The sequence below is a fragment of the Mesorhizobium sp. WSM3626 genome, from assembly GCF_000513935.1.
GTDB lineage: Bacteria > Pseudomonadota > Alphaproteobacteria > Rhizobiales > Rhizobiaceae > Mesorhizobium > Mesorhizobium salmacidum.
The window spans coordinates 16,608-27,137 of sequence record NZ_AZUY01000042.1 but is presented as its reverse complement, the minus strand read 5'-3'; the positions used below and the strand labels follow the sequence as shown (position 1 = coordinate 27,137).

Sequence of the window (10,530 nt, the reverse complement as noted above, 5' to 3'; positions counted from 1 at the left end):
GATATTCGCTACCGGACAGGACTCGGCGACCGGAGTCTTCCGGTTGACTGGCTTGTTAAGGAAAAGCTAATGGACTGGCGGTTTCGCCGCGAATTCGCCCCGATCTTTGACGAGAGCGGTACCGACGACCATGCCCGCATAATTTTTATCAACCCTTGCGGAGAAAACGAAGTCCCGATGATCTCGGACAAAGCCACAGTTGGCGTCGTGGTGCCGATGTTCAATGCCGAGCGAACCATTCGCTCTACCCTGACCAGCATCTGCCGGCAGAGCTACCAGACATTGGACATCGTCGTGGTCGACGATGGATCGACGGACGGGTCCGCATCGATCGTGGCCTCCTGCGCCGAGAGGGATCGGCGCATACGCCTCATAGGGCAGTCAAATGGCGGTGTCGCGCACGCTCGCAACAGCGGTGCCGCTTCCACTGACGCAGAGTTTCTGGCGTTTGTCGACGCGGATGATCTTTGGGCTCCACCCAAAATAGCACTTCAGTTGGACGCCTTGAGGGACGGGGGCTTGTCAGCAGGCCTGGCCTATTGTTGGTTTGCGCATATCGACGAGGACGATCGGGTATTCTCGCTGCACAATCAGCCCGATGCCCAAGGTCACGTTCTCCAGCGCATGTGCAGACAAAATTTTGTCGGTAACGGAAGTTCGATGCTTGTCCGCCGCTCCGCATTCGAGCGAGCCGGACAATTCGATCCGTCGCTGCGAGCCAGGAGCGCACAAGGCTGCGAGGACCTTCTGATGTGTCTGAGAATAGCGGAAAGTTACGAGTTCCGCGTGGTGCCCCAGTACCTCGTGGGTTACCGGACGACGAATTTCAACATGTCGAGCGATGTCATGCAGATGCTTCGTTCCTGTGAAATTGTCCTTGCCGAGTTTCGTCGAAAATATCCGCAATTCGAAAGCGATCTCGATGCCCATCTGGTCGACATGATCCAGTGGCTTGCAACGAGAGCTTTGATTGAGGGACGGTTTCGCGCGGCCGGCAGCCTGTTGAAAACGTCAGTCACCCTGGACCCGCGCATGACGATTTCGCGTTTGCCCGACATGGTAAACGCATATTGCCGGGCCAGGCTGGTTCCTCGCTGGATCAAGGTTGGCATGAAACGGATGCTACGCACAGACGCCGAGTTTCGGCCTGTTTATGGCGAAATTAGCTGGTGAAGATGTCATCCATCCCAGGCGGGCACGCGAATATACTGGAAGCGGAACTGCGCGAGATGTTTGGCGTGGACGGCTGCGCGGGTGTCCGCCATGTGGATTTGGACATCCAAGATGCTCCCGAAGGCTGCGATGCCGGCATGATCGTCTTGTGGCGCGGCGGACTGCCGGTCGGGCATTTGCTCAGGGCGAGCGACGGGGAGTGCCGCATTGCCCCAATGGCGACCGCTCGAGACTCAAGCCTGATTGCACCGGTTCTGGACCTGCCGAGCGCCAGCGTGGTCATCTGCACGCGCGACAGGCCGAACGAATTGCGGCGCTGCCTCGCCTCGCTTCCCCGGCAAACCTTCCCGCCTGAAGAGGTCATTGTGGTCGACAACGCATCGAGAGGCGGCGAAACGCGCGAGGTAGCGCTCGCTGCGGGCGCGGTCTATGTGCGCGAGGATCGACCTGGCCTGGATATAGCCCGCAACCGGGGAGCCTTGCGTGCAACCTCGCAGATCGTTGCATACACTGATGATGACGTTCTGCTTCATCCGCAATGGCTTGAGCGGCTGGTCACGGCATTCGACAGCCCCTCGATCGGCGCGGTGACGGGTCTCGTATTGCCCGCCGAGCTTGCCACCGAAGCGCAGCGCTATTTCGAGACATTCTGGAGTTTCGGGCAGGGCTATACACCTCGAATTTTCCGCGCGGCCGATTTTGCCGCCAGCAGGCACGAGGTGTTCCCAGCCTGGAAAATCGGGGCCGGCGCCAGCATGGCGTTCCGGCGCGACGTGTTCGACCATGCCGGGTTGTTCGACGAGCGCCTCGACGTCGGTCAGGCCGGATGTTCGGGGGATTCCGAATATTGGTACCGGCTGCTCGCCAATGGATATGACTGCCGATACCAGCCCACCTCCGTCGCGTTCCATTTCCACAGGCGGACCATGGAAGGCTTGGCCAAGCAAATCTACTCCTACATGCGCGGTCACTCAGCGGCGTTGCTCGTCCAGCACGAACGGACTGGCGTCAAGGCGAATTTGACTCAGGTTCTCAAATGGAAGCCACTTTGGTACCTTGGCAGGGTTCGCAGGAGGCTGCTTGGACGCAGGGTCCCTGAGGACCATTTCCTTTGGCAGGAAATCGCCGGCTATGCTTCGGGAATCCTGTTCTACCTCCGAACCAGGCGCGGGTAAGACGGCGTGGCGCATAATCCCTTGGTTTCAGTCGTGGTGCCTGCGCGGAACGCCGAGGTCACGCTCACACAAGCGCTCGATTGCCTCCTCGCTCAGGGCATCGCTGATTGGGAGGCGATCATCGTCGACGATGGCTCGACGGATAATACCGCGCAAATCATCGCCGGTTATGTTGAGCGCGATGCCCGGTTTCGGACAGCGAACTCTCGCGCCAATAGCGCCGCGGGCGCGCGCAATGAAGGGATTTCGATGGCGCGTGGCCGCTGGCTGATGTTCCTGGATGCGGACGATTGGGTGGACGCCGGCTTCCTCGCAAAGATGCTGGCCGCACTGGAGGCCGCGCCGGATGCCGTGGCTTGCTATTGCGGTTCCCGGCGTGTGATGCCCGATGGCGCACTGACCCCGTCGAGCATCGCGACCGAGGTTGCGATTGAACCCTTCGAGGCATTCGCGCGCCGATGTGCCATCCGCACGCACGCGCTGCTGATCGACCGGGAGACAATCGTCGAGTTGGGCGGCTTCGATGTGTCGCTGCACACCTGTGAGGACTGGGATTTGTGGCAGCGCGTCGCACGTCAAGGCAAACCTTGGGTGATGGTCGACGAGCCGCTCGCTTTTTATCGGGCAAGCCCCAACTCGCTCACCCGCAATTCGAGGCAGATGCTGGCAGACGCGGAAATCGTTATCGCCCGCGGCTTTTCCGCCGACTCCAGGGTCAAGCATCCAGCGTCGGCGCACGCCAATGGGGCGATCTCGGCGGACGGCCGCACCGCTTCCCAAGCACTGGCGTGGTTCGCGCTGTGGATCGCGGCAGCTGATTGCGGCCGCGGCGGTGGCTCGATCAACCGGCAGATCCTGCTTGCGCTCCCGGCCAGATATGAATGGGCGCGTGAGATCGCCAAGGTGATTTTCGACGGCCTGATGGTGGGAAGCCTATCGGTGCCGGAGCAATTGGCTTCCAGGTGGGACAGGTTCGGCGGCCCCTTGAGCGGGCTGATCATCGACCTCGGCCAAGTCTGGGGCGACCCCGTGGCGGGTCGCCGCGTACAATATCATCTTGAGCAAATGCTTCTGGACTTCGACGATCTTGCCGCGCCGCGCCCGCTGGCGCTAACGCTCGGCATTCGCATCGATGCTCGAAATCCGACCCCGACCGAATTGCCGGAAGGGATCGATCAAATCTACGCCTACCTGATGATCGACGGCAAGATCGAGGCTCTGGTGCAGTTCGGTGCGCTCGGGAGAGTGACGAGGCGTCATTGGATTGAACTGATTCTGGATTTCGTGCCTCCTCGGGAGGTCATACGCGGCCTGTCGGGCTACCAGCGCATGGCGTTTCGCCTCTGGCGGCTGGCGGGCCGATCGCCTGCACCGGATCCGCGACAGAACGCTGGAGCCGACAAGCAGGATAAGTTTGCAGCAGAGGCATTGCTGTCGGCGGCGGGACGCCGGTCTGATCCGGGCAGCCACTACGACAGACTGGCGCGGTTGACAGCGGAAGCCGAAGGGCTGGTGCGTTCGAGTGCCGAGGCGATAGAACCTCTTGCGCCGCCGCGCCGTGTCCGGGCCGAGGGTGGGCGCGACAGTGATCGCGCGTCGTTCTGGGATCGCCATTTCGCGACTGAGGATCCCTGGAACTACGGTTCGGCCTATGAGCAGGAAAAATACGAGCGGCAGCTCGAGATTCTGCCGGCCGGTCCCATAGAACGGGCGCTTGAGCTGGCCTGCGCGGAGGGCCACTTCACGCGGCAACTGGCGCCGCTGGTGGGCCATTTGACCGCAACCGACATTTCCGCCGTAGCCGTCGAACGCGCTCGCGCGCGCTGCTCGGACCAGCCGAATGTCGAGTTCGGCGTGCTGGATTTCGCCGCGGATATCCTGCCCGGTGGAATGGACCTGATCATTTGCTCGGAGGTGCTTTATTTCCTGGACGATCCCGCCGAATTGCGGCAACTCGCCTCAAAACTAGTCGCGGCGTTGGCGCCTGGCGGCAGTCTTGTCAGCGCACACGCATTCGTGCTTCGGGACAATCTGGAACGGACGGGCTTCGATTGGGATAACAAATTCGGCGCACAGGTGATCTCGGAGGCGTTGGCAGCGACGGAAGGCCTCATCCTCGAGCGATCGATCCAGACCGATCTCTACCGCATCGACCGCTTCCGCCGCGTGTTACCTGAGGATGTGGCAACGGAACCGACGATCGACCATGTCCCAATCCGCGCGCCCATCGAAATGGAGGTCGCGCGAAATATCGTCTGGGGCGGGGCGCGGGCGCTGCGCCGCGAGGTCGCGCGCAGCGAGCGGCGGCAACGCATCCCCGTTCTCATGTATCACAGCATCTGCGATGACGGTCCGGCCGCGCTCGCCCGTTATCGGTTGACGCCCGCCGCGTTTGCCGACCAGATGGCATGGCTGCGCGCCAATGGCTTTCACACGATCATTTCCGATCAGCTGGAATGGTTCGTCCCCAACCGCCATCCTTTCGTTGGCCGCCCGGTGCTCATCACCTTCGATGATGGTTTCCAGAACTTTGCCGACCAAACCTGGCCGATCTTGCGAGCGAACGACTTGACCGCGGAGGTGTTCCTGGTGACGGACCTGGTGGGGGGAAGCGCGCAGTGGGATGCCGACTTTGGTCCACCGGCGCCGCTCATGGACGCCGGGACGGTGCGTCGCCTCGCCACCGAGGGTGTATTCTTCGGAAGCCATCTGGCGACGCATCGCGCCATCGACGGTCTTTCTAGCTCCGACCTGGCCGGTGAGCTGTTACGCTCACGGATGTTCATCGAACGGTGGACCGGCCGGCCGACGATGGCGTTCGCGGCACCTTTCTCGGTCACCGACCGACGGCTTGGCCGGCTGGCCAAGGAGTGCGGCTATCGGATCGGCTTTGGCGGCCGACATGGGCCGGCGGACCTCGATTGCGATCCGATCGACCTTCCCCGCATCGAGATTCGCGGCGATCGTTCGCTCGACGACTTTGTTGCCATTATAGAGGCCGTCCTTGAATGAACGGCGAACCGGTCAGCGTCATCATCCCCGCGTACAACGCGCAAGATACGATCGACGAGACGCTCCGCAGCGTTCGCTCGCAGTCCTACAAGGCGCTTGAGATCATTGTCGTCGACGATGGCTCGCGCGACCAGACTGTTGCCATCGCCCGGCGTCACATGGAGATCGACCCGCGCGTGCGGCTGATCGAGCAGGCAAACGCCGGGGTAGCCGCTGCCCGCAACAGGGGATGGCAAGCGGCGCGATCTGATATGATCGCATTTGTCGATGCCGATGATCTCTGGGCGCCGACCAAGATCGAGCGGCAGATGGCTGTGTTCGATCGGACGGACGAGAAAGTAGGGCTCGTCTACTGCTGGTATCTGGTGGTCGATGCCCAGGGTGCGGTAACCGATGACCGGCATCGGCCAAACTGGCGGGGCGATGTGCTTGAACGCCTCTTCCACGGCAATTTCGTTGGTAACGGCAGCGCCGCCCTGGTACGCCGACAGGCACTGATAGACGCCGGCGGTTTTGAGAGCGGGCTGCGCGAGGCGGGTGCGCAGGGTTGTGAAGATATCCTTTTCTATTGTCGCGTCGCCGAAGGGTACCAGTTCGAAGTCGTCGAAGAGCCGCTGGTCGGGTATCGCTATTTGCCGGGAAATATGTCGAGCGACATGACCCGCATGCTGCGATCCTGGATGCTCGTGGTGGACGAGATGCTCGGCCGCCACCCTGATGCGGCACCGACGCTGCGTGAGGGCCTGCATTTCTATTCGGCCTGGCTCCTGGAGCGAACGTTGCGCCAGAGGCAACCGCGCTATGTGCTCCCGATCCTGTCACTGTTGCTGCGCCACCATCCGGTGATCGCCATGCGGATAATCGCCTTCGATTTGCCGTGGATCGGTACGCATCTGGCCAAGCGTGTCGTGACGAGGCTGGCGCGCGGTCGGGGGTCGATCCGCCCGCAGGTGACCACGCGCTTCCCGATCGGGGACCTGAAATGAGCGACGCCAAGGACGCCATACGCCGCGGTGCGGTCCGTGCTTCGTTGCGCGATCTTTCACACCTGCTTCGCATCGTTGGAAAGCCGCGCTGGGCGACCCCCGTGCTGCTGGCGCTTGGTTTTCTGTCGTCCTTGGCCGAGACGCTCGGCATCACCCTGATCCTGCTGTTCCTCTATCTGGTGTCCAACCGGATCACGGAGGCAGGAGGTGGCCTTCAAGGTCGAGCGCTGGGCCTGGCAGTCGCCTGGTTCGGTAGTCCTACCCGGCTCGCCTTGGCGATCCTGCTGCTCATCCTCGCGCGTGGTGCGCTGGCGCTGGTATATTCGTTGATCAGCTCCAGCATTGGCGAACGGATCAGCGAACGGTCGCGAAACCTCGTCCACCAACAATATCTCAGGGTCGCTTTCGGAACCATCCAGCAGCACGAGCAATCGCAACTCATGGAGGTGCTCGGGACGGAATCGTGGTTGGTCGCGCAGGCTTATGGCGCGGTCACCCGGCTCATCATAAATAGCTGCTCGATCGTCGTGTTCGCCGTCTTCCTGCTCACGATCTCCTGGAAGATCCTGCTGATCGCAGCCCTCGGTTCAATCGCGATCTCCGCGATCCTGCGCATCTTTTCGCGGCCCGCGCGTGACCTGGGCCATCAGGTGAAGAAGATCCACCAATTGCTCGGCGAGCACATGCTCATGACGCTCCAGGCGTTGCGCACCATTCGCGCCTACGGGCAGGAGGCGCTTCATCAGCGCCGCTTCGTGCAATCGTCGGCGGCCGCGCGCAACGCTTCGTTGTCCATGATCCGCCTGTCGTCATGGATCGGGCCAACCACCGAGATCGGCTACCTCGGAATGTTGGGCTCCATCGTTCTGGTCTCGGGGTGGTGGCACATCAGCTTCGAGGTGACGCTGGCCGCGGTCGCGCTGCTGTATCGATTGCAACCGCATACCCAGGAGTTCGAAAGCAACCTGCTGTTTCTGGCGCAGATGCAGCCGCAACTGCGCTCGGTCCTGGAGATGATCCAGTCCGAAGACAAGGAATATCCATCGCAGGGAACAATCGCGCTCAGGAATTTGGACGCGAGTATCGTCTTTGAGCGCGTCACCTTTGGATATGATCCAAACGCGCCGGTGCTCACGGACCTGTCGCTCGAGATTCCAGCCGGAGTAACCACGGCCCTGATCGGCGCAAGTGGCGCTGGCAAGACCACGATCGTCAATCTCCTCCTGCGGCTGTACGAACCGAGCTCCGGAGAGATCAAGATCGACGGTACCCGGCTCCAAGATATCAGGCGGGACGATTGGCTTTCCAAGATCGCGGTGACCGGGCAGGACGTCGACCTGGTCGAGGGCACGGTGACGGAGAACATCCGAATGGCCAAAGCCGATGCGACCGAAGAAGAGATCCTTGCCGCCGCCCGCAGTGCGGGTGTCGCGGCATTCGTCGAGGACCTTCCCGACGGTTACGACACCTGGATCGGACAGGAAGGACTGCGATTTTCCGGTGGCCAGCGGCAGCGCATCGGCCTCGCGCGAGCTGTACTGCGCGATCCGGACTTCTTGATCCTGGATGAGGCGATGAACGCACTCGACACCGCGCTCGAGGACCAGGTGCGGCGTGCGATTGATAGAAAGCTTGGCAACAGGACCATTTTGCTGATCACGCACCGCATCGAAACGGCGCGTGACGCCGCAAACGTCATTTGGATAGAGGACGGCAGAGTGAACAGCCAAGGGCCCGCTTCTCTCGTCGTTCCTCAATATCAACGTCGCCAGCACGAAATCGTATGTGCCTCCGAGGCCGAGGGTAAGTGATCCCTCCTCGAGGACGCCGCTTTCTGGATGGTGGCATAGGGCCACCCGGCCGTCTGGCGTAGCTATCGGCTGCGATACCAAGCCAATGCCGTCTCGACGATCCTGTCGATTCCAGATTGCTCGGGCACCCAGCCGAGTTCCCGGTGCGCCTTGCCGGCCGCGGCCACGAGCGCTGGCGGGTCACCAGCCCTGCGCGGACCGTAGACCACCGGAACGCGCGATCCCGAAGCCCGGTTCACCGCATCGACCAATTCCTTCACCGTCGTTCCGGTTCCGGTTCCGAGATTGTAGACGTCGACACCCTTGTCGCGGAGAAGCTTCTCCCCTGCCAGGACGTGGGCACGCGCGAGATCGGTGACATGGACATAGTCCCGCACCGCGGTTCCATCGCGGGTATCGAAGTCGGTGCCGTTGACGGTAAAGATCCGGCCCGGCCTGACCGCCGCCTCGATAGCGAGCGGTATGACGTGTGTTTCCGGTTCATGCCGTTCACCGATCTCGCCGTCGGGATCGCATCCGGCCGCGTTGAAATACCGGAGCACGACCGCGTTCAGACCATGGGCGAACGACAGACTGTCCACCATCCGTTCTATGATGAATTTCGACCATCCATAGGGATTGATGGGCGACTGCGGATGCATTTCGTCGATCGGCGAGCGAACCGGTACGCCATAGGACGCGCAAGTGCTGGAAAAGATCAGCTTGTCGGCGCCGGCCTTCAGCATTTCCTCGAATAAAACCAGCGAGCCGAAACTGTTGTTTCGGTAATAGAGTTCCGGGTGCTCGACAGACTCGCCGACATAGGCGTAGGCAGCGAAATGCGCCACCACATCAGGCTTGTATTGCCGCAACGCCGCCGACACGGCCGCGGCGTCGCAAATATCGCCCTCGACGAGCGGCCCCCATTTGACTGCGTCGCGCCAACCGCGCGAGAGATTGTCATATGCAATGACGGACCAACCGGCTTCGGCGAAAGCCTTGCAACAATGTGATCCGATATAGCCGGCCCCGCCGGTGACCAGGACTGTCTTCATTCGGCGGCCGCGGGCCGCAAATGCCCAGACGAAGCCAAGCCTTCGAAATAGGCAATGGTCTTGGCAAGACCATCTCGCAATGCGGTTTTCGGCCTCCAATTCAACTCGTGCAACGCTGTCCCGATATCGGGTTGTCGCTGTTTTGGATCGTCGATCGGCAGCGGCATGAATTCGATCGTCGACCGGCTTCCAGTGAGCTCGATCACAAGATTGGCGAGTTCGAGCATCGTAAATTCGACCGGATTGCCAAGGTTGATCGGACCGGTAACATCGTCAGCCGTCCGCATCATGCGAACCAGACCTGCGATGAGATCGTCGACATAACAAAATGAACGTGTCTGCTGGCCCGTGCCGTACACTGTTATCGGCTCGTTCTGCAGTGCTTGCACGATGAAGTTGGAAATGACGCGGCCGTCGTCCGGACGCATCCTCGGGCCGTATGTGTTGAAGATGCGCGCGACTTTGATCCGCAGCCTATGCTGTCGCCAATAGTCGAAAAACAGAGTTTCGGCACATCTTTTGCCTTCGTCGTAGCAGGAACGGGGTCCTATCGGGTTTACCCGGCCCCAATAGTCCTCGGTCTGCGGGTGAATTTCGGGGTCGCCGTAAACTTCCGACGTGGACGCCTGAAGAATTTTTGCGCGAACGTGCTTGGCCAGGCCCAGCATGTTGATTGCCCCGTGGACGCTGGTCTTGGTCGTCTGGACCGGATCGAACTGGTAGTGAACAGGGCTCGCAGGGCAGGCGAGATTGTATATCTCATCAACTTCTACGTAGAGTGGAAACGTCACATCGTGGCGGATGATCTCGAAGGACCGGTTGTCGAGCAAATGCGAGACGTTTCTTCGGCTTCCGGTGAAGAAATTGTCGACACATATAACCTCGTGACCTTCGCCAAGCAGTCGCTCGCACAAGAACGATCCCAGGAAACCCGCGCCTCCAGTGACCAGGATTCGTTTTGCCACCTGCATTTTGGGATCTCCAGGCCGATTTCGGATAGTTCAGGAACTAGCCTGACAGTTGGGCGACTTTCCAGCCTACCGCTTTCAATTTACATTACCGACAAGACATGTTCCTAAGTGCGCCCAGCGGTGTCTCGGCATTGCTCGGATCACGCGAAGCGTATGGGTTGGCCAGCCGCCTGCTAACCAATTGATTTTCCAGGAGCTTTCTGCCCTGCGGGTCCACCATCAGCCCTTGACTTAAACGGCCGCGCGGGCCGGTGCGGATGCGCTGCGTGCCCCCGGTCGTGGCCGCCAAAACGCCTTTTCAGCTTTCCTTGTTTGAGGTCGCCCGCGCCGGGAGTATTAGTCGCCACGGAATTCGTGAGGAGGAAGAG

General features: G+C 61.0%; 7 protein-coding genes. 5 read left to right on the top strand and 2 right to left on the bottom strand.

Annotated elements, in window-relative coordinates; all coding sequences use genetic code 11:
- The first annotated feature begins 69 nt into the window (after positions 1 to 69).
- The 5 genes from M653_RS0124100 to M653_RS01000000133325 are packed head-to-tail and all read left to right on the top strand — an operon-like array spanning position 70 to position 8,157.
- On the top strand, positions 70 to 1,173 hold the full coding sequence (locus tag M653_RS0124100) for a glycosyltransferase family A protein (protein WP_245262293.1): 1,104 nt from the start codon (positions 70 to 72) through the stop codon (positions 1,171 to 1,173).
- Between the two features lie 2 nt (positions 1,174 to 1,175).
- The gene (locus M653_RS0124095) at positions 1,176 to 2,348 is read left to right on the top strand and encodes a glycosyltransferase (RefSeq protein WP_032935935.1); all 1,173 of its coding nucleotides are present in this window, start codon (positions 1,176 to 1,178) and stop codon (positions 2,346 to 2,348) included.
- 6 nt (positions 2,349 to 2,354) lie between these two features.
- Positions 2,355 to 5,360 carry a trifunctional glycosyltransferase/class I SAM-dependent methyltransferase/polysaccharide deacetylase gene (locus M653_RS0124090; protein ID WP_027145633.1) on the top strand — a complete coding sequence of 1,002 codons (3,006 nt, stop codon included), beginning with the start codon at positions 2,355 to 2,357 and terminating at the stop codon, positions 5,358 to 5,360.
- Positions 5,357 to 6,346 (top strand): glycosyltransferase family A protein, encoded by a 990-nt coding sequence (locus M653_RS0124085; RefSeq protein ID WP_027145632.1) that lies wholly within the window; start codon positions 5,357 to 5,359, stop codon positions 6,344 to 6,346. Before M653_RS0124090 ends, M653_RS0124085 begins: the two co-directional genes overlap by 4 nt.
- On the top strand, positions 6,343 to 8,157 hold the full coding sequence (locus M653_RS01000000133325; RefSeq protein ID WP_084636829.1) for an ABC transporter ATP-binding protein: 1,815 nt from the start codon (positions 6,343 to 6,345) through the stop codon (positions 8,155 to 8,157). The genes M653_RS0124085 and M653_RS01000000133325 overlap by 4 nt, the downstream gene beginning before the upstream one ends.
- Before the next feature lie 62 nt (positions 8,158 to 8,219).
- Here M653_RS01000000133325 and galE read toward each other — a convergent pair whose 3' ends face one another.
- Both galE and M653_RS0124070 read right to left on the bottom strand, forming a co-directional pair.
- Positions 8,220 to 9,191, bottom strand: coding sequence for a UDP-glucose 4-epimerase GalE (gene galE / locus M653_RS0124075; RefSeq protein WP_027145631.1), 972 nt, complete (start codon positions 9,189 to 9,191; stop codon positions 8,220 to 8,222).
- Complete coding sequence (locus M653_RS0124070; RefSeq protein ID WP_027145630.1) at positions 9,188 to 10,162, bottom strand: UDP-glucuronic acid decarboxylase family protein; 975 nt, start codon at positions 10,160 to 10,162, stop codon at positions 9,188 to 9,190. Before M653_RS0124070 ends, galE begins: the two co-directional genes overlap by 4 nt.
- Positions 10,163 to 10,530: the final 368 nt, after the last annotated feature.

Coding starts and splice junctions, on each gene's coding strand:
- M653_RS0124100 (WP_245262293.1), top strand. CDS start 70: ATGGACTGGCGGTTTCGCCGCGAATTCGCCCCGATCTTTGACGAGAGC.
- galE (WP_027145631.1), bottom strand. CDS start 9,191: ATGAAGACAGTCCTGGTCACCGGCGGGGCCGGCTATATCGGATCACAT.
- M653_RS0124095 (WP_032935935.1), top strand. CDS start 1,176: ATGTCATCCATCCCAGGCGGGCACGCGAATATACTGGAAGCGGAACTG.
- M653_RS0124085 (WP_027145632.1), top strand. CDS start 5,357: ATGAACGGCGAACCGGTCAGCGTCATCATCCCCGCGTACAACGCGCAA.
- M653_RS01000000133325 (WP_084636829.1), top strand. CDS start 6,343: ATGAGCGACGCCAAGGACGCCATACGCCGCGGTGCGGTCCGTGCTTCG.
- M653_RS0124070 (WP_027145630.1), bottom strand. CDS start 10,162: ATGCAGGTGGCAAAACGAATCCTGGTCACTGGAGGCGCGGGTTTCCTG.